The 20851-nt window shown below is 43.2% G+C and carries 7 protein-coding genes and 1 other RNA gene; 2 read left to right on the forward strand and 6 right to left on the reverse strand.

Going from position 1 to position 20851, the window contains the following annotated elements:
* The 4 genes from HMPREF9189_RS09145 to HMPREF9189_RS09155 form a co-directional block, all read right to left on the reverse strand.
* Window positions 1-1158: a class I SAM-dependent RNA methyltransferase gene (locus tag HMPREF9189_RS09145; RefSeq protein ID WP_000662909.1), complete on the reverse strand. Its 1158-nt coding sequence runs from the start codon at window positions 1156-1158 to the stop codon at window positions 1-3.
* Between the two features lie 82 nt (window positions 1159-1240).
* Window positions 1241-1622, reverse strand: an RNA gene (gene rnpB, locus HMPREF9189_RS12130) — RNase P RNA component class B.
* A 23-nt stretch (window positions 1623-1645) separates the two neighbouring features.
* Entirely contained in the window at window positions 1646-1972 is a 327-nt protein-coding gene (gene gpsB, locus HMPREF9189_RS09150) for a cell division regulator GpsB (RefSeq protein ID WP_000146527.1), read from the reverse strand.
* Between the two features lie 69 nt (window positions 1973-2041).
* Window positions 2042-2569: an SLOG family protein gene (locus HMPREF9189_RS09155; RefSeq protein ID WP_000205315.1), complete on the reverse strand. Its 528-nt coding sequence runs from the start codon at window positions 2567-2569 to the stop codon at window positions 2042-2044.
* 66 nt (window positions 2570-2635) lie between these two features.
* Here HMPREF9189_RS09155 and recU point away from each other — a divergent pair, with 66 nt between their 5' ends.
* A complete protein-coding gene (gene recU / locus HMPREF9189_RS09160) occupies window positions 2636-3232 on the forward strand; it encodes a Holliday junction resolvase RecU (RefSeq protein WP_000248760.1) in 597 nt (198 codons plus the stop codon).
* Entirely contained in the window at window positions 3229-5403 is a 2175-nt protein-coding gene (gene pbp1a / locus HMPREF9189_RS09165; RefSeq protein ID WP_001041852.1) for a penicillin-binding protein PBP1A, read from the forward strand. Before recU ends, pbp1a begins: the two co-directional genes overlap by 4 nt.
* Before the next feature lie 167 nt (window positions 5404-5570).
* Here the strand turns inward: pbp1a and HMPREF9189_RS09170 are convergent, their stop codons facing one another.
* Together HMPREF9189_RS09170 and HMPREF9189_RS09175 are read right to left on the reverse strand one after the other, a co-directional pair.
* Window positions 5571-13961 (reverse strand): YSIRK signal domain/LPXTG anchor domain surface protein, encoded by an 8391-nt coding sequence (locus HMPREF9189_RS09170; protein WP_000373813.1) that lies wholly within the window; start codon window positions 13959-13961, stop codon window positions 5571-5573.
* A gap of 168 nt (window positions 13962-14129) precedes the next feature.
* The gene (locus tag HMPREF9189_RS09175; protein ID WP_000361148.1) at window positions 14130-20624 is read right to left on the reverse strand and encodes a SpGH101 family endo-alpha-N-acetylgalactosaminidase; all 6495 of its coding nucleotides are present in this window, start codon (window positions 20622-20624) and stop codon (window positions 14130-14132) included.
* Window positions 20625-20851 lie beyond the last annotated feature (227 nt).

The raw sequence follows: 20851 nt of genomic DNA on the forward strand, positions 1-20851 counted from the left end.
CTATTTTACCTCTTGGCGTTTGACACGCTGACCAAAGTATTGATACAAATCCACTTTTAAGGTCCCGTTATAGAGTTTTCGTTTTTTATCTGCTGGACTTCCGTACTTACTTTCAAAAGCTTCGTCACTCGTCAGGATAAACTTACTCCAGGTTTTCAGTGGTGCAAAGACCTGTCCCATCTCAGCATAAAGTTTCGTAACTCCTGCATCATCGGACAAGCGCTCCCCATATGGTGGATTGGAAATGATAACGCCATTGATCTTGTCTGAGCGCAAATCTTGTACCCGCATTTGCTTAAAGGTGATATCTCCTGCAACACCTGCTGCTTGGGCATTTGCCTTGGCAATTTCTACCATACGAGCATCAATATCACAGCCCATGATATCCAGCTCTATCTCACGATTGACTTTCTTAGCAGCATCAGTACGGACCTCTTGGATTAACCGATCGCTGACCCAGTTCCATCCCTCAAAAGCAAAGGAACGGCGAAGACCCGGCGCCATCTTTCTGGCAATCATAGCCGCCTCAATACAGAAAGTTCCTGAACCACAGGTTGGATCAATCAAGGGCTTGTCTGGATACCAGTTAGAGAGTTGTAAAATGGCCGCTGCCATATTTTCCTTGATAGGAGCTCCACCTTTTTCCGTACGATATCCACGTTTAAAGAGGCTAGAACCTGTCGTGTCAATCATAACAGTTGCCACATCCTTAAGAATGGACACCTCGATTTTAAACTCAGGACCAGTTTCCATCAAAGGAACTCCTTCTGGGCGGGCATAGTGTTTTTGTAATTTCTTCACAACAGCTTTTTTAGAAATAGCCTGAACACTGGGCTCGTTATGAAGTTTAGACTTAACACATTTTGCCTTTGATATCGGGAAACGTGCTCCTAGCGGGAGATAGTTTTCCCAATCTAGAGCAAAAACACCTTGAAAAAGCTCTTCAAAGGTCTTAGCTGGAAAACTTCCGACCACAATCTTGATGCGATCCGCTGCACGAAGCCAAAGATTGGTCTCAATGATTGCCTTCACATCTCCTTGGAAGCGGACACGCCCATTTTCAACCTGGTAATCATAACCAAGGTCTCGCACCTCACGTCCAACGACAGCCTCGAGACCCGCCGCAGCAGTTGCGATTAAATTAAATTGTTCTTTCATTTCTAGTCTTGCAAGACCTTTCTCTTGTTCACTTTAAAAAATGAGGTTGAGAAAGATTCTCAGCCCCAACCTATATGCAATTTTCTATAAGCCATGTTTTGTTCCAGAAGTGACTAGGACCACTTCCTTCGATAATCATCTGTCTACCGCTAACAGCATGGAGCTGCTAGCAGTCAGAGTACTACGTTCGTTTCCGTGCACTCCATGCCCCGACCAAAATTTGGGTTGCTAGCTTGAGGGGTTTACCGCGTTCCACTCTCTCTGTTTCCAGAAAGACTCCGTCACTGTGGCACTTTCAAGCCTATTCTGACCTATCCGAAGACTTAGCCATTTCGACTGCCGTAACGATCACTCGTCCCTAGGCTTATGAATTCGCCTAGCACAAACACTACAGGCATCACAGCCTGTGCTAGCATGGACTTTCCTCATGAAAAGAGAACCTCTTCACGCGATTATCCAAAAATTGCACTCATTCCTTAGTCAATTATCAATCTTGGTTGTCTAAGATTTGCTTACCAAATACTTCTTTTTCGAGACGATTTAAGCGTTTCAAAATATCAAAGTTTGTCATTGAAGTAGAAGCTGTTACTTCAATAGAGTCTGGTTGAGTTGGAGCCGCCTGTGGTTTACGAGACAACTCCTCCTTCAAATCAGCAATTTCTTGGCGAAGGGATTTAACCAAAGCCGCGTAAGTTTCATAATCCTTAATCACATCATCGAGGAATTCATCCACCTCTGCTTTACTGTATCCACGTACTTCGCGTCCAAACTCTTGTTCAAAAATATCTTTTGCTGAAAATATAATACTTGCCATGTCTCTCTCCATTCTGGGTTACTAGTATTATTATATAAAAAAAGACAAGTAAAAATCAAGGTCAAAGGGTTACTTTTCAGAAAAATTTTCTGCTAATTCATTTAACTCATCAAATGTTAATTGCCTTGTAACATAGTCCGCTTGATTTTTCATCATTTGGTAAAAATATTGTAACTTAGTTTTGTTTTCTTCATCATAAAAAAGATAGCAAATATCGGTATTCTCCAGTAAAAATTTCTGATAATCACGTAGTTGTCCCTTGTGTTCATATTGTGGGTAGGCATATTTAACGAAATCAACTTGTTTGAATTCGCTCAACTTAACTTGATTGGCTTCATTCCAATTACTGCCATGGGTTTCAAAATCAAAAATAGTCGCCAGCTGAAATCCGTAGTCTTTTGTCATGTCTTTCGCCACCTGAAGCGCCCAGTACTCAAAGCCCAAAGTCCCTGTAAAGACAAGCCAGGTCACCCCTTCCTCTGCTAGACGTTCCAGGTCTCTCCGAATGGCTGTTTTGATTATATCAACACGAATATCCTTGTCATTAAAGAGACCAAGGTCGAAGGCTGAATAGCCTAAAATCAAGGCTGTTGTCATTTTTAACCCTTTCTTTGTAAATTTATGATATAATAGAGTGATGTTATTGTACCAATAAGGAGAATTATGGTCAACTATCCACATAAAATTTCATCACAGAAGAGACAAGCCCCCCCGTCACAAACTAAAAATTTCGCAAATCGGGGAATGTCTTTTGAAAAGATGATCAACGCTACGAACGATTATTACTTGTCGCATGGGTTGGCAGTGATTCACAAGAAACCAACTCCCATCCAAATCGTACGTGTCGACTATCCCCAACGAAGTCGAGCAAAGATTGTTGAAGCCTACTTTAGACAAGCTTCAACCACAGACTATTCAGGGGTTTATGATGGATATTACATCGACTTTGAAGCAAAGGAAACTAGGCAAAAACATGCGATTCCGATGAAGAATTTCCATCACCATCAGATTCAGCATATGGAACAGGTCCTTGCCCAGCGAGGAATCTGCTTTGTCCTTCTTCACTTTGCTTCTCAGCAAGAAACTTATTTATTGCCGGCTGTTGACCTGATTCGTTTCTATCATCAAGATAAGGGACAAAAGTCAATGCCACTTGGATATATTCGAGAAAATGGATATAGGATTGAGCTAGGTGCCTTTCCCCAGATTCCCTATCTCGATATTATCAAAGAACATTTACTAGGTGGTAAAACAAGATGAACAAACAAACTATCCTGCGAATAGCTAAATATATCAGTATCTGCTTCTTAACTGTATTTATCGCAGCTATTATGCTGGGCGGAGGTCTCTTTCTCTACTATGTTAGCAATGCTCCAGCCCTATCTGAAAGTAAACTGGTCGCTACAACGTCCAGCAAAATTTATGACAATAACGATGAACTCATCGCTGATCTTGGATCAGAACGTCGAGTCAATGCGCAAGCAAACGAAATACCGACCGATTTGGTCAACGCTATTGTTTCGATTGAAGACCATCGCTTCTTTAATCACCGAGGAATCGATACTATCCGTATCCTAGGTGCTACCCTACGAAATCTTCGTGGTGGCGGAGGCCTTCAAGGAGCTTCAACTTTGACGCAGCAGTTGATCAAGTTAACCTATTTCTCTACGTCAACTTCTGACCAAACCCTTTCTCGTAAGGCTCAGGAAGCATGGCTCGCCGTCCAGCTAGAACAAAAAGCGACTAAACAAGAGATCTTGACCTACTACATCAACAAGGTTTACATGTCAAACGGGAACTACGGAATGCAAACGGCTTCTCAAAGTTACTATGGCAAAGACCTCAAAGATTTGAGTATCCCCCAATTGGCCCTCCTTGCCGGAATGCCTCAGGCTCCAAACCAGTATGATCCATACTCGCATCCGGAGGCCGCCCAAGAACGCCGTAATCTCGTCCTCTCTGAGATGAAGGGGCAAGGTTACATTACAGCCGAACAATACGAAAAAGCTATTAATACTCCGATTACAGATGGACTTCAAAGCCTAAAATCAGCTAACAGTTATCCTCCTTACATGGATAATTACCTCAAAGAGGTAATTGACCAAGTTGAACAGGAAACAGGTTACAACCTTTTAACTACGGGTATGGAAGTCTACACAAATGTTGATTCTAAGGTCCAACAACGTCTCTGGGATATTTACAATACGGACGAGTATGTCAACTATCCAGATGATGAGTTACAGGTAGCCTCTACTATCGTTGATGTCACAAACGGGAAAGTCATTGCCCAATTAGGTGCTCGCCACCAATCAAGTAACGTTTCCTTTGGAATAAACCAGGCTGTAGAAACTAACCGTGACTGGGGTTCTACCATGAAGCCTATTACAGACTATGCTCCTGCTTTGGAATACGGCGTTTATGATTCAACTGCTTCGATTGTTCACGATAGTCCTTATAATTATCCTGGAACCTCTACCCCTGTCTATAACTGGGATAAGAGTTACTTTGGAAACATAACACTCCAGTATGCTCTCCAGCAATCACGGAATGTGCCGGCTGTAGAAACGCTAGAGAAAGTAGGACTTGATCGTGCCAAGACGTTTCTAAATGGACTCGGTATTGACTACCCAAGCATACACTATGCTAATGCTATTTCAAGTAATACAACCGAATCTGACAAAAAGTATGGAGCAAGCAGCGAGAAGATGGCTGCGGCTTATGCTGCTTTTGCCAATGGCGGTATCTACCGCAAACCTATGTATATCAATAAGATTGTCTTTAGTGATGGCAGTTCAAAAGAATTCTCTGATTCTGGTACACGTGCTATGAAAGAAACGACAGCCTATATGATGACAGATATGATGAAAACCGTTTTGGCATACGGAACTGGTCGAGGAGCCTACCTCCCTTGGCTACCACAAGCTGGTAAAACTGGTACGTCAAACTATACAGATGATGAGATTGAAAACTACATTAAAAATACGGGTTATGTAGCTCCGGACGAAATGTTCGTTGGCTATACTCGTAAATATTCAATGGCCGTTTGGACTGGTTACTCGAACCGCCTTACTCCTATCGTTGGTGATGGCTTCTATGTTGCAGCTAAGGTCTACCGTTCGATGATGACTTATCTATCTGAAGATGATCATCCTGGTGACTGGACTATGCCAGAAGGACTCTACAGAGGTGGAGAATTTGTCTTTAAAAATGGTGCTCGTTCTACATGGACTACACCTGCTCCACAGCAAGCCCCAACACCTGAAAGTTCTAGCTCAACATCTGAGAGCTCGACTTCTCAGTCAAGCTCGACTACTCCAAGCACAAATACAAGCACAAATAATAGTACGACTACCAATCCTAACAATAATACGCAACAATCAAATACAACCCCTGGCCAACAAAACCAGAATCCGCAACCAGCACAACCATAACATTTATCACTCAGAGTATTCTGGGTGATTTTTTCATAGCAGTATCGTATTTATATGATTAGCAAAAGCCTGAGAAGATTTCTTCTCAGGCTTTCTGCGTACTATAAACCTCATTGGGAAAGATAGGAAACTGATTTCGTAATCTTGTTAAGAGGTTTTGTTGAATACTAGTCTTTCTTTGTTCTTGCTACAAAGAGAGCAGATAGGGCTAGGCTAACACCTGCTAGGAAGAGGGCTGTGTCAGATTGGCTCTCACCTGTTGCTGGCAAGCTTTGTTCAGCAGTTTCTTGCTTCGTCACTTCTTGTTTTAGATCCGGTGCCGGTGTCTTATCTTCATCTGAAGCAAATGAGCTAAGTTTAAACTCAGGTTTCTCTACAGTTGGAGCGGCTTGATCGCCTACTGTCGATAATGGTCCTGTGTACTCTGGAAGCTCATGTACCAAGGCTTCAGCTGCATTGACACCACCATTAAACTCAGGCTTCTCAACTGTCGGAGCTGGTTGGTCGCCTACTGTTGCTACTAGGCCTGTATACTCTGGAAGCTCATGTACCAAGGCTTCAGCTGCATTGACACCACCATTAAACTCAGGCTTCTCTACTGTCGGAGCAGCTTGGTCACCTACTGTCGCTACTGGACCTGTGTACTCTGGAAGTTCATGTACTAGGGCTTCAACTGCATTGACACCGCCCTTGAACTCAGGTTTCTCTACTGTTGGAGCGGCTTGGTCGCCTACCGTTGCTACTGGGCCTGTGTACTCTGGAAGTTCATGTACCAAGGCTTCAATTGCATTGACACCGCCTGTGAATTCAGGAACCTCAAGAACAGGTGCTGGCTCTTCGCCCTTACTTGATTGAACCGATTCTTCTGTTAATTCTTGATAGAAGCTCGCCAATTCATAAAACTCGGCCTTGCCACCTTCCCAGACTAATTTGACGTCTAGAAGAGAGCCACCATTTCGGATAGCGAAGGTTTGGAGACTAGATGTAATGGCACCGAGGTCTGTCCAACTGTCTTGACCATCCTTGAGTGTTCTAGCAAGAATACGTGCTTTCGCTCCTTCAGGAAGACTGGAAACAAGACGAAGGTGGTTGGCATTGGTCGGCTCAGACAAGTGATAAACCAACTCGCCCTTGTCTTTTTCAGACTTATAGCTAGTCAAGACTTTTCCGTCTACAAGATTATTATAAAGGTTGCCTTGGCTTTCTCCACCACTTCCTTCTACTGTTGGATCATTGATTGGTTTGACAAATTCACCATCGTTGATGACCAATTCTGTAAAGCCTACAAAACGGGCATCATAGTCTGCTGTATAGAGGACACGGAGATAGTTGGCTTTGACTGGTGTTGTCAATTCCCCCTCGATGTAGCGATTTCCTGGCATCTTAGAATCATGTGTCCAACCATCTGTCAATGAATCATCGTGTGTGCTATTGGCCACACCATCTCCTACTGTAACGACATCAGTCCAAGTTTTACCGTCTTGGCTGACTTGAATCTTACCATCACGAAGATAGTTTTGAGTTCCGTCTTGGATGTAGGCTCTAATCTTCTTGATGGTGCGTTCGCTACCAAGTTTCAAGGTCACATGACCATCTTTACGAGCATAGTCTGAAAATTCAACGAAGTTGTTGTAAACACCATCAAATAATTGATCTAGGTTGTTCAGTTTACGAACATCATTGCTACCATATGCTGGGTGAATTCCCATAGTTGTAGATTCTAGTTTGGTTGGTTGCACTTCTTTGGTTGTTACAAGGAGAGAAGTGGCTGTCACAGCTTGTTCCTGATCTGTTTTATTGACCAGACGCACATAACGTACTAAGTGGCTTGCTGCAGATCTATCAGTCAACTGGCTAGCTGGCATCCATTCTTGCGCATTTGCAGAGTACTCTAGAGTAAGAGCAGGGTTTGCCTGACCTTGGAGCTGGATGCTCTTGATTTGATGGATACGGTCAAGCTTCATACCTAGATAGCTATGAGCAGGGAGTTTAGTTCCAGCTGGAATTTGAAGTTCGTAACTGCCCAAGCTATCCACTACTGGTGTTTCCTTCAAGGCGTCGACGTTGGTGTCTGTTAACTCACTATTTCCAGAGCGTGTCTCAACAGAGAAGTCTTGGATACGCCACCAGAGGTCGAGGGCCTTGGTATTGCGTACTCGGATGTAACGAGCATTGATCGCTCTGGTCACTTCCTTGGTTTGTTCTCCTGATAGGCGATCCAACTCTTGCCATGAAGTTCCATCTGTAGAGTACTCAAGTACACCTGCGGCAAGCTTATCACCCGTTCCTTGGCGAAGACGAACTTTAGTGATTGACTTGACTTCACCGAGGTCAAGTTGTGCCCAAGCATCTACTGGTGTCGTATTGCTACCGTCAGCATTTGCCATCATGGCTTCTGTATTATCCTTGCCATCAGTGATTTGACGGGCTGAGGTATTTAGTTTGTAAACTAAGTTTGAGCTTAGACTAACTGTCGTTGCTTGTTGGCTACGAGATTTTTCAACTGAACGGTTAACTGCAATTTCCTGAACTGCAAACCAAGTGTTCTCGCGGTCTGCTGTCGCAATCATGCGAACTGCCTTAGCCTTGATGTTGAGATTCTCAAACTTAAGCAGGGATTCATTTCCGACATAGCTTGGCTCTTTCAAAGTTACCCAGTTGTCATTTTCATCTAAATACTGCACTTTGGCCTTACTAAAGGTATCACGTGGATTTGCCTGCGTTCCCATTGCAAAGGTCAAGGTTTGGATCGCTACCGGCTTGTTGAACTTCATACCAATATAATCACCTGTCTTGATGCTGTTTGGTGATTTAATAATCGCATGGGTTGCCAAGTCGCCATCCGTTACTTCTGCCAAACCACCTTCTACACCTGTTCGATTGGTAATAAAGGTACTGATGATTTGATCTGGATGCAAGACTTTTTGAACTTCAGACGCTAGAACTTCTTTCAGGGATAGGATAAATGGACGAATATGTTGAACACCCAATTCAGCCTTTTCCATATGGTCTACATAATGGAAGGTGTGAGTTTGAGACTGTTCGTACAATTTCAAACCTTTATAGTAGCTATCCCAGAGTTTAGCTGCATCGTTTGTAGCCATGGCTTCAGCTCCTGTAAGGAAGGCATCGAGAGCATTCATTTGGTCGATTGCATTATCCAACCAATAGTGGATTTGGGCAACCATCTTTTGGTCGCCTGATGCTTTGTAAAGTTCGGCTGCTTCTTTAATCTTGGCAAATTCAGCTCGCAAGGCTGCACGTTCGGCAGTCACATCCTGACCTGCTTTGAGCTTGGTCATGAAGTCTGTCAATTTTGGAGCCAAGTCTACAGATTCTTCTAGTTTGACGACACGGCCATCCATGTTTTGGTTGATCATATGCTTACCAAGTTCACGGAAGGCTGCCGATACCTTGCTATCTTCAAAATGACCATTTTCAACAAAGTTGAAGGCAATGTCATTGATTTTCTTAGCTTCTTCTTCTGATTTCCACTGTTTCCATGAGTATTGAGCTCCTGAAAAGAGGGCAATCTTAGATGGTTCAGACTGTTGCATTGGGTTCAACATGATACCAGATAGCAAGCTTGGATCCACATTTGGATGAAGGAATTTCTCACCACCACCTAAAATCAAGTGTTGTTTGGAGTTATCTGTTACTGGCCAGTTAATCCAAAGTGAAACTGGGCGATAGGTCTTACCACCTGCGGTTAGATTATTCTTGAGGGTTGAAAGGAAGCTTTCAGAGACTTCACCCCAAATCTTACCACCAGTCAAGGTCATGGATGTTGAACGTGGGAGATTTTCATTGAGGGATTTCAACTCATCCTCACGTCCATTGCCCCAATACTGACCAGGAACAAAGATCATTTCTTTGCGAAGACCACTGTAGGTTCCCTGCATTTCTGTCAACCAATCCGTCATATCCTTCATCAAGCGGTTGTAACTATTGTAACCACCTACTGGACTTGGTGCATCATCTGCTAGGATACCAAATTCACGGACACCCACTTTCATCAACTGGGTAAATTTAGCCTTAATAGTTGCCAAATCTTCTTGGTAATGCGCTTCATTGCCAAAGCGGATGCGGTTGTTCATGAATGGATGGATGGTCCAGACATAGCGAGTTTTACTTTGATTTCCGACGCGAGCAAGTTCACGGATTTCAGCTAGTTTTTCTTCTGGATAGAGTTCACGCCATTTCTTGTTGTGGTATGGATCATCTTTTGGTGCAAAGAAGTATTGGTTCAATTTCAAATCGCCACCAAAACGCATGAGTTCCGCGCGATCTGCATTAGACCATGGGTTTCCATAGTAACCTTCGATGAAACCACGGTTCTTGAGCTCTGCGTAATCTTCTACTGTCACATTGCGAAGGACTGGCACTTGACTTTCCTTGAGCATATGTTTCAAGGTTGTCAAACCATAGAAGACCGCATCTGTATCTTTCCCGACGATAGAAATCGAGTTATCCTTGATGCTCAAAACATAGGCATCAATCTTGTCAAAGAGACCTGCTGAAACCTTTGACAAGTTTTGTTCTGCTTGTGAACCTTGTCCATGTACTCCAAGATAGATATTGGTTGCGCCAGCAACTGCAGATTTACCAGTTGTATAAGATACTTGATTGTCCTGCAAGACACTCTTCAAGCGATTGCGAGTATAGATATCGAGTTGATCCCCCATAACCAGATTGACTTGCTTACGAAGAGCCGTAACACCTTCGCCATAGGTCACTTTTTGTGGAGTCGGGAAGACCTTGTACTCTTTCTTAAGATAGTCATTGCTCTTGCTAGCAGCTGCAATGCTCTCATCACTAGCAGGCTTGCTTGCAGTGAATTGATCTGCCAATTCAACTGTTCCATCACCCGTTTGGTCTACTTGTGGTTTTTCAGGAGTAGATGGTGGTTGAGGCTGACTTGGTTCAGGTGTTTCTTGTCCTTCTTTGGCAGGTTTCAATAGATGAACTTCGGCTGCACTTGCAAAGCCACCAACGCCTTCTAATGCTTTCAACTCAATCTTGTTGGTATGTACTGCCACAAAGTTAACTGTTTTTTCTTGGGCATTGTTGTCCCAGTTTCCTTCTGAAACCTTGACCATTTGGCCATCTTTTTGTGCGTAGATTTCGTAGCGAGTAACGACACCATTTCCACCACCTGGACGTGGGAGATAAGTCAAGCCATTGACTTTTTCTGCTTCTTTCAAGGTCATAGTAAGGGTGAATGGCGCAGTGTCACCAGTCCATTTAGTATGCCAGAAAGTATTTGGATCATTGTCAAAGGCCTTTTCAACAGCGCCTTCAGTCGCGTTTCCTGGAAGTTGCTGACTGCTTGCGGTTGCAGTGATCTTATCATTTGAAATCAAACGAGGATTTACAAATGGTTTGTCTGACAACTCTGCACTATGCAAGATTCCTTTGAAACCACCGATTCTTTCAAGCGGTAGAACCAAGCTATTGTGAGCAAGGCGAGGGTGTTCTGGATTTGCGATACGCTCAATCTTCTCACCATCCACATAAACTTCCGTTGATTGTGGTTTGGTCACGATAGAGATTTGATAACGTTTGTTCTTTTCAAGTTTTTTCTTGAACTGGATATGGAACTGTTCAAATTGATAAGCAAGATAGCCATCTTTATCAGCTAGATAGATACGATTGTCCCCACTTGTTGAGAAGGTTTGTTCACCGTCACCAGTGACAGTCACATCAAACTTCAAGACATGACTTGGACCAACATCACCAGCCAAGCCTTCGATGCTGCTGTCTTTCTCAAATGCCAATCCTTGCTCGCTTGTCTTCACCTTCTTGCTTGCATAGTCCTTCACTGTCTTAGGATTGATGGTAAACAAATCACTTTGATCAATCGCTCTATCAGGATTTGACTGTGGGGCATAAGGGCTAGTTGGTAGGGTACGTTCTGCAAAGGTCGCAGCTGCACGATCAGATCCCCAAGTACGTTCTGCAGTAGTTTGCATACTCTTGAAGAAGCGTTTAAAGATATCATAAGAGGTCAAACCTGTCTCATGAAGATCGATATTGTCATTCCAAACTGCGTGTCCACCACCAAGAATGTTTGGATGAGAAGCTGCTAGAAGCGGACCTCCACCTGTTCTGAAATCATTCGGTGTCCAGCTATTGTACTGACGTTCGTAGTTAGCATAGTCCCCGTAGGCTGCTTGACTATTGCTTCCACTTGGTACACTATAGGTAGGCACATCCGTGATGTTGATAATCTTAGCTCCCTGAGCAATGGCTTCATTTGGTCGTTGCCAATGAATACTCCAAATATCAACTTCTACTCCGTTCCAATCAACAGGAGTGCTCCCACGTTTCGCACTGAGCGAGCCCCAGATACGAGGGGTATAGCCTTTTCCTTTAATGTATTTGATAAGGTCATTGACATAGCGACGATAGCTTTCTCGGCTGCCATAGTATTCATCCGTTCCGATATGAACAGTGGATACACCATGCAAAGGAGCATCTGGTCCATCTAGGAGTTTGTCATAGACAGATTTGACAAAAGCCAGAGTTTCTTCGTACTTATTATCCAAGTCTAGCATAGCTACACGCTCTACATTATGCTTATTAGTACTTAGTTGTCCTTGATACATGAGGTCTGGACGAACTTTGACAAAGGACAGTGCATGTCCTGGTGTATCAATTTCTGGTACTAGGTTGATATGAAGAGCCTTGGCCAATTTAATCAGATTTTGCATTTCTTCCTTGGTATAATGCTCATCTGATGTTAATTTTTGACCATTCTCACCGACAATATCTGTCTCCAAACGGAAACCAGTTTTGGCATGTTCAAGTACATACTTGAGTTGTTCTTCTGGAGTTAAATTCTTACCTGCCAAGTGTTCCTTGAGGAAGATATAGTTATCATTAAGGTGCAACTGCAAGTCGTTCATCTTGTAGTAGGCCATGTTGAGCATGATGTCTACAAGAGTGTCATAAGGGATAAATTTACGACCTGTGTCCAGCATAAAGCCACGGTGGCTGAAACTTGGGAAATCACGAATTTCGCCATTTTGTAGGTCTGTTTCTCCCATTTGAAGAAGAGTACGAGTTGCGTAGAAGGCTCCTGTATTCGTTGCAGCTTCGATGGTAATCACATCATCTTGGATAGTGATGCCATAGCCTTCCTTGCCATAACCTTTGTTTTCAACCTTTTTAAACTCGATTCGTTTTTGAGCCTGTTTGTCACCTGTTGCAAGTTCCAATCCACGGCTTGCAAGGTCTGACTGGTAGAAGCTTGCAGCCTGATCAAAGCCCGAATCTCCTGTCACAAGAACTGTATCTGAAGTGATAGAAGATTGACCTTCTTTTCCATACCATTGTTGAACAACTGGTGCTACTTTTGGTTTGACACCCACACCCTCGTCCTGATGTAGCCCCTTGATGACTATTTCAAATTCCTTAGTGAAAGTATGGCTGTCTTTGATTTGTTGCACCATAACCTTAACGCGTTGATCTGTCAGAGGTTTATGGATACGATTTTGAAGGTCAATTACACCTTGTTTATTGCTTCCGATAAGACTAACTTCCCCTGGTAGACTAGGCAAGACAAGAGACTGTCCGTCTTCTGCTACTGTTAGTTCTGTTACTTGGCGGATATCCGTTACCTTACTATGGTCCGGAACGTTAGAATAGGCTCGAATTTCTTGGATTCCAACGTTTCTCCAGTTCATTGTTCCCGCTTGGTAATCATTGACCTCAAGTTTGAGATACTTAGCTTTGATACTGTCAGCTAGGTCTACTTTCTCGTCTAAAACTGGATCTCCAATCTTGGTATGAGCGAGTTTCCATTGTTTTTCTCCATTAGCGCCCACGTCTTCTTGACCTGCATAGTAGAGACTCCAAGATTTGATATTGGGGTCATTTTGCCCATTGCGAAGACGACGATCCCAGTCAATTTCTACATGTTTGATGAGGGTAGTTTTTGGAAGAGTTAATTCGAAGGTTGGTTTTGGTACATCTTTGTCCGTAGCCCAACGAGTATTGTCATCTCCGTCGATAGCTTTATCCGCAGTAAAGTTGGTACCAGTCTCATGGTTGCTTGCCTGAGCAGTAGCACCTTCGAGATGGTTGACATCTTCTCTATCTTCGATTTGCTTTTCAGCTGGTTGTGGTGCGGGAGTAGCAGTTTCAGCTGGTTTTACTGCCGGTGTAGTGGTTTCCGAAGGTTGATTGTCTGCCTTTGGTGTTTCAACCGGTTTCGGCGTTTCTGCTGGCTTGGGACTTGCAGGACTTGTCTCAGGTTTTGCCTCTTCACTTGGTGTAGGATTGGTTCCTTCGTCAGTCGCTGGAGTCTCCTCATGACTTGCTGCTGTTGTAGCTTCTGCATCCGCCTTTTCAAGAGCAGTAGCTAAATCATCGGGTAACTTATCCAGTGCTTGAACATGGGTGATACTTCCCTCTGTTTCTGAAGGTGCTACTGTTTCTGCTGCCTGAACCATATTGGCTCCAAAGATACTAGCACCAATCATAACTGAGGCTGCACCGATTGCAAATTTTCTTATACTATAGTGACAGCGTTTCTCAAAAAAATGTCTATCCATCTTTCTCCTATTCCTTTCATCCGCATACATGAGTAAGCGGTATCATTTCTCCTTTGAAAAAAGGAGAGAACCAAGAGGTCCTCTCCGGGTGTTTGATTCATTTTCCGACTCTGATTTCTATAGAGTTCGAGTCATTTATCCAAACAAGGTAAGTATAGTATAGAATATCTATTCTTTTTTACTTTTAGCAGCATAGAGGGCTGCTGACAATGCTAGGCTGATTCCTGCAAGGAAGAGGGCTGTATCAGACTGCTCTGCTCCTGTTTCTGGAAGAGCCTTCTTGCTTTCTTCATTTTTCAGAGTATCTTTAACTTTTGGAGTCTTTGAATCAGCTAGTGGAGCTGGTGTTAATTTATACTCTGGTTTCTCGACGGTTGGTGCTGGCTGGTCGCCTGCTGTACCTAGTGGGCCTGTGTACTCTGGTTTTTCATGTACGGCTGGCTCAACTCCATTAACACCACCAGTGTATTCTGGCAATTCGTGTACCAAGGCTTGAACTGCATTGACTCCTCCCTTGAACTCAGGTAAGTCATGAACAGCTGCTTCTGCCGTATTGACACCGCCCTTAAACTCAGCTAGGTCATGTACAGCTGCTTCCGCTGCATTGACGCCATCTTTGAACTCAGGGACTTCATGTACAGCCGCTTCTGCCGCATTGACTCCTCCCTTAAATTCAGGAACTTCAAGAACTGGAGGTTGTTCTTCACCCTTGCTGCTTGTAGAAGCGTCTGGTTTAGCAGCCTTATCTTGTAGTTGATTGAGATAATCTGCAAAGTATTTCACCATTCTTTCCGTCAAAAGATGGTTATCCGTCGCATATTTCATGCTCGCCTGAACTCCAGCCACTTCCTCTTGATTTTCTTTGTCTGTCAATTTCTGAGCCTTAGCTAAAGCTGCTTCATAGCCTGACAAGTCAAGAGGTGTTTCTGCTACTTGTGGACGAGTAAAGATGAGTTCTGCTGCAGATTGGTATTTATCTCCACCATCTCCGTATGTCTTGGTACCAGTAAGGACAATCTTCTTAGCCTTGATTGTCTTACCAAAGTCAATGTCTTTTGGCTTATTGTTATCAGGCCAGTCCGTTGCAGTGAAGGTATGTTCCTTACCAGACTCATCTGTGACAACCAGTTTCACATCCCGCAAGTTACCGTTTGAACCTGAACCTCGTGGTATATAGCGGAAGCCTGTGATTTCAGTTGGTTCTTTCAAGAACATGGTTGCAGGTTTGCCTACATCTCCACCATTCCAAGATGTATGCCATAGGCTAGATACATTGCCATCAAAGGCATTCTCTAGACCTTCACCTGGTTGAGCTGGCGCATCCAAACTTTCAAAGTCTTCTGCTACCAAGGCTGTTTTCTTCTGAACTAAAGCATTCTTCAAGGCTTCAATCTTGGCAATCTCTGCACGCGCATCTTCTACGCTAATGTCATCATCTGCTTGGCTGAGGTTAAAGACTGCTTCTTTCAAGGCGTCCATAGACTCTTTGGTGTAGTTGGTCATGGCAACAGTTGGTAAGTAGTTCTTCAGTGCATTTTCTGTCAGCATCTTACCTGTTAGGGTAATTTCCTCGATTTGAAGATTATCCATCATGAAGTCGTTATAACCACGGAAGTTGGCATTTCCACCAGAATCACCACGAGTATTGCTTGCGTTGCCTGTTGAGTAGATACCTACCCAAGTATCGCCTGTTTCTGCACCAGTCACGAGGAAGGTTGCCTTCTTAGCTTTCTTAGAATCCGTCCAAGTATTTGGCAATTCATGCATTTCCAAGTTGCTTGCCTGAGTACCACGACGACCTGACTCGAATTCTCCCTTACCGACTACAAAAGCATAGGTATTGTCTGATCCTGCTTCGTATTCAAAGGTTACACGGTAGGTCTTACCAGCTTCAAAGCGGAAGTTTTGTGGGATGGTTTGGTAAACCAAGTTACGACGGCTAACCAGTCCATTTGTCTTGAGTGACCAATTTCCATCGATAACATCATCAACTTTCTTACCGTTCCAACCACGTTGTGTATATGGATCATGCTTTTCAGACAAGTGAGTGCGGTTGTCTTCAACACCTTCGACACCACCCACTACGAATGGGAAGATACCCTGAGCAACATTTTCAAAGTCTTGTTTGAAGGTGCCTTTACCTGTATCATGGTTTTCTCCGTACATGCTTGAATTATTTTCAAAGGTACGAATTTCATCAAAGTAAGTTGCTTCATCACCAGCTTCGCGACTCAAAGTAAGAGTAACATTTGAGACGTCCGATCCAGTTGTAAAGAAGGCGTACATGTTTTGGAAGTAACTTGTATTGTCAACTGTAGCATTGTCACGACGTGTATTGTGAGCGTAGGCCTTGACATAGTTGAGAGCGAGAGACTTATTGGTATAAGTAGTTACTTCTTTTTCACCAGTGTTTACAGTGATGCTTGCCTTGGCATTACTACGGTTATCAACACCGACATAAACGGCATACTTGGTATTTGGTTTCAAACCAGTTAATTTCTGAGTGAGACTAACTTTTTCTTTGTTTCCTTGAATACGAAGCATATCGTTTGCCCCTTGAGACTTGACAATTTCTGCCTTAGATGCATCTCCTGAAATAGTCCAATGCTTCAAGGTTCCGCTATTAAATCCTTGGTCATAGATATGCATACCTTCGCTCCATGACATTTCAGGATTGCTTTGTTTTGAACGGTAAAGTACGTATGGTTGATTTGCGAGAAGGTCTAGGGTAATCTTACCATCTGTTACAGTGAGTTCCTGCTCTTCTGTCTTACCTTGGTCAGTTAGCTTGTAAAGGTAAACCTTGCTCTTTGCCCAATCGCTCGGAAGGGTCCAAGTTGTTGCACCAGCCTGCGTATTGAAGTAGTACATTTTTTCCTTATCAGTAGGAAGTTTCTTACCATTCGCATCCCAGTTCCAAGGAGTCAAGTAAGCTGAACCATCTTGGATCACACGTCCGTTGAGAGTTACTGTACGTTCACGGTATTGTGGGCTATTAACATCATTTGACTTACGAGTCACAACCACTTTATTATTGTCAGCATCTACCAATTCCACTCGCATTTCTGGAGTCCATTTATAGGTGCTACCGTTATCAGACATGGTAACTGGTGTACCATTTTCCCATTTACTTACAGTGAAGTGTTGGAAGTACTTGGTCATGACATCATGGGCAAAGAGGTTAGTCACGTAGCCATTGTAATCACTTCTTCCTTGCCAGCCTTCAAAGTCTTTCATGCTGTAGCCACCTAGAAGTGGGTAGTTGGCTGCACCACCGTAACTTCTGTAGTCCCCAACCCATGAATCTTTTTGGTGGTTGCGGATAAAGCGTGTGATGGCACTGTTGATACCTTTATTAGTGTAGCCACCATAGGTCAAGTCAGCTGCCCAGTGTTGGAAGGTAGAGTCGTATTCACCACCATGGCCCCACTCAATCGCAAAACGCCAGCCTTGTTTGTTAATTTCTTTAGCAAGAACGTGGGTAGCCCAGGCACCGTTATCACCTGATTGGCCATTGCCCCAAACGTCCACATAGATAAAGTCGAGACCTTCACCAAGTTTTTTCTTCAAGTCTTCCCAGCGAGCCAAACGTCCATGTGCCAAGTCATAAGCAGCATCAATGTTGATCCCTTGGTCTAGCCAGTTCCAACCGTAGCTGTAGCTGCCATCTGGATTCTTACGAAGAATATTTTCATTAAAGTATTTAGACTCAGGATAGGTCTCAGAAGCGTTAACATGGATACCTAGATGTGCTCCATATTTCTTCGCTTTTTCAATCAAGGCCTTGAAGTCTTCGACACCACCAATACGTTTACCAATATCAGCATAGTTCAAGTGACCAGAGTCGTGGCCTTCACTACCATATCCTTTAAGGAGAACACCTTGCCCAAGACCATCTGTGTGGAGATTGATTTTCTTGATACCATCCAAGGTCATAAGGAATGGGTTTTGGGCTTGTGAACCAAAGTTCATCGCGATACGGTAAGCAGTGATATCCTTGACTTTTTCCCAACCTTGAGGGTTGTTCATAATGCTACGATAAGCAATGGCACCATCTTGCCAGTCGACTTTGTTGTCTGCATTGGCATCTTCGGTGATAACAACCTTGGCACTTGGAAGTTCTTTGGTGTATTCTGGGAAGACAATGCCCTTATAAGCTTTTTCCCATTGCCATTCAGAGCTGTGGATTCCTACATAGTTGGCATTTCCGACCGTTTCCTTGTAGGCTGTCAAACGGGTCCAGTCATAAGAACCCCCACCGTAGCTGTTTTGAGAGTTGCTCCAGACACCTGCAGCAAGCTTATCTGTAGAAACAAATCCATACATGTAACCCTTAGCTAGGTCTTTCATTGGATTGGTTACATCGATATGATCATCCCCGCTGACATGCGTATTGTTTGACATGGTTGCCCCATCAAACTTAGCCCCAGCTTGATCACTTGAAACAGAGACTAAAGCATTACCAAGGAAACTAATAGTAGAGAGCAATTTTCTTTCATCATCAATCTTTTGACCTGGAGTGACTTGATTGTGGTTGACAATCTTGGTCACATCAAAGTGCAACTGATTATCAACAACTTGCAGACGGACCGTCATTTCTGCATTGATAAGATTAGCATCATCGCGAAGCTTCATCAAGTACTCTGCAGTTGTCTCATTGATTTTTTTGTAAGTAACTTCAGGTGTGACTTCGTGTTTGTTGATAAATACTTTATTGAATTGTTGGACTTGTCCTGGCAAGGTATGCCCGTTCAAACTGTATTCTTTAATACGAGGGAAGGCTTGGTCAATTACTGCCTTAAGTACCTTAGACTGGATTGTATCATAAGTCACCTTGCTATCGTCAACAACTGGACCTGTTTCTTTCTGGGCAGGAGTATCATCCGCTTTTACGCCTTCTTGATTGTCTGTTTTAACGCTGACAACTGTACGCTCATTGCCATAGGAACCAGCTTTTAGGACGATTTTCTTCTCATTTTTGAGAGTTTCATTAACAGCTGCTGGCAAAGTCACTGTATCAAAGAGATTGACATCGTTGTTGCTGGCATTGAGCTGGCCATCTGACTTAAGAGTGATAGAAAGTCGGTTTACAGAACCTATTTCTGGCGCCGCTACACGGTTGCCTTTATACCAAGTGCTATTTCCTGGGGTTTTGTATTCCCAGAACCAACCACCTGCGTCGTATCCTACAAAAACATTGTTATTGGTATCTTTAAATTTCAAGAAGACACCAAAACGTGATTTGCCTTTTTCAGAATCTTCTTTGAAGGTTAGATCAACAGTCGCATTTCCATTCGCGTCAACTGTCAATCCTTGTTTTTCAAACAAGGCTGGTTTGCCTGCATTGTCATTTTGGGCTGTTGAAGACAATTGATTGTAACGAACACCCTTTTCTTCGCGAATAGTGACAGTTCCTTGTTGCTCTTTATTAGCTACTGTTTGCCATTCAGGAGTCACTGTCTTAGGTGTTTCAGGTTTAGTAGCTGCTGGTTTATCCTCTTTTGGTTTTTTTTCAGCCGGTTTTTCTTTCTCTTCCAAGTCTGCTGGTTTAACACTTGAAATTCCCTGCATGTGGTCTTGGATCCATTTTAGTTGAGCTGGTGAGAAGAGAATGCCTCCGCTACGTTTTCCAACTACACCATTTTGGTGAACACCGACGAGTTTTCCTTCTGTATCAAAGATACCACCGCCGCTAGCACCAGGTTTACCTCCTTGGTAACCGATTCCTTGAACACCTTCTCCATATGGTTCTGCAAAATCAACTGTAGTATTTACAATCGGATCCAATTTCCCTTCTGGATAACCAAAGACATGGAGTTTATCTCCGATTTTCTTAACAACTGGCTTTTTAGTCACTTCTACTGGAGTGTTTTCAAGAACCGTACGCAATCTCACAAGTGCCAAATCATTCTTGAAGCCTTTTAGATAGCCCTCACGATCCCAGTGGATGACGTCTTTCTTGCCAAACTTAACATCTGGCATACCTGGGTAGGAAATGCTATAAATATCTCCATCCCCTTGATCATTGTCAACAACCTTACGGATATTTCCATCTTGGCTGTCCTTGATAAAGTTATGGGAAACCGTCAAGACAAGGTCTTTTGCAACGACAATACCGCTACCTTCTCCTGATGGCGTCTTGATCTTAACAGTCGCGCCGTAGTTTAATTCCCCGTTGGTAGTCTTAGCCACATCTTCTGGAACGAGATTCTCAGTATCCTTAGCTAATTGATCCTTATCAACTTCTTTCCCTTTATCTTCAGCCTTATCTAATTTGCCCTCTAAGCCTTCTGGTAACTTATCTGAACCAGTTGATTTTGCTTTTTCAAGTGCTAATAGTTCTTCTTCTGTCTTAGGTCCATCCGTAACTTCTGGAGACCCTTGGTCTTCTCCCACCTTTGGTGCTTCAAAATCACGCCCATCATTCTCTTTTGCTGTTGCAAGAGCAGCAGCTTCCTGATCAAAATCTTTTCCCTCATCACTAGCCCGCTTGTCCAAATCAGCCAGTTCGCTCGGTAAATTATTTGTTGAGCCAACTCTTGCTTGATCAGCCAATACTGGGGTAGCAGCAAAGAAAGTCGCCCCAATCATTACCGAAGCTACTCCAAGTGTAAACTTACGAATACTGAACTTACAGCGTTTTTCAAAAAATCGTTTATCCATTAACTCCTAAATCCTTTCATTTTCACGTAAGCGTTTACATTTCTTTTTTAAAAAATACTCCTTCCTCCGAAAGTGCAATGCTTAAGTGTCATAAATAAAAAATAATTGTACTTTTAATATAACAAATAATGCAAAGGAAAGCAATAGGAAAAACCTAAAAATGAAGAATTTTTTCTCTATTCTGAAAAATTCTATTTCTCATCGTGCCGAGTCTTATAGCAAAGATA

Origin of the sequence: Streptococcus sp. oral taxon 071 str. 73H25AP, assembly GCF_000146755.1 — a bacterium.
In the GTDB taxonomy this organism is placed as follows: domain Bacteria; phylum Bacillota; class Bacilli; order Lactobacillales; family Streptococcaceae; genus Streptococcus; species Streptococcus oralis_T.

What these genes read in the sequence shown, in the direction of transcription:
- HMPREF9189_RS09155 (WP_000205315.1), bottom strand. Translation starts at nt 2,569, where the DNA reads ATGACAACAGCCTTGATTTTAGGCTATTCAGCCTTCGACCTTGGTCTC.
- HMPREF9189_RS09170 (WP_000373813.1), bottom strand. Translation starts at nt 13,961, where the DNA reads ATGGATAGACATTTTTTTGAGAAACGCTGTCACTATAGTATAAGAAAA.
- HMPREF9189_RS09175 (WP_000361148.1), bottom strand. Translation starts at nt 20,624, where the DNA reads ATGGATAAACGATTTTTTGAAAAACGCTGTAAGTTCAGTATTCGTAAG.
- gpsB (WP_000146527.1), bottom strand. Translation starts at nt 1,972, where the DNA reads ATGGCAAGTATTATATTTTCAGCAAAAGATATTTTTGAACAAGAGTTT.
- pbp1a (WP_001041852.1), top strand. Translation starts at nt 3,229, where the DNA reads ATGAACAAACAAACTATCCTGCGAATAGCTAAATATATCAGTATCTGC.
- recU (WP_000248760.1), top strand. Translation starts at nt 2,636, where the DNA reads ATGGTCAACTATCCACATAAAATTTCATCACAGAAGAGACAAGCCCCC.
- HMPREF9189_RS09145 (WP_000662909.1), bottom strand. Translation starts at nt 1,158, where the DNA reads ATGAAAGAACAATTTAATTTAATCGCAACTGCTGCGGCGGGTCTCGAG.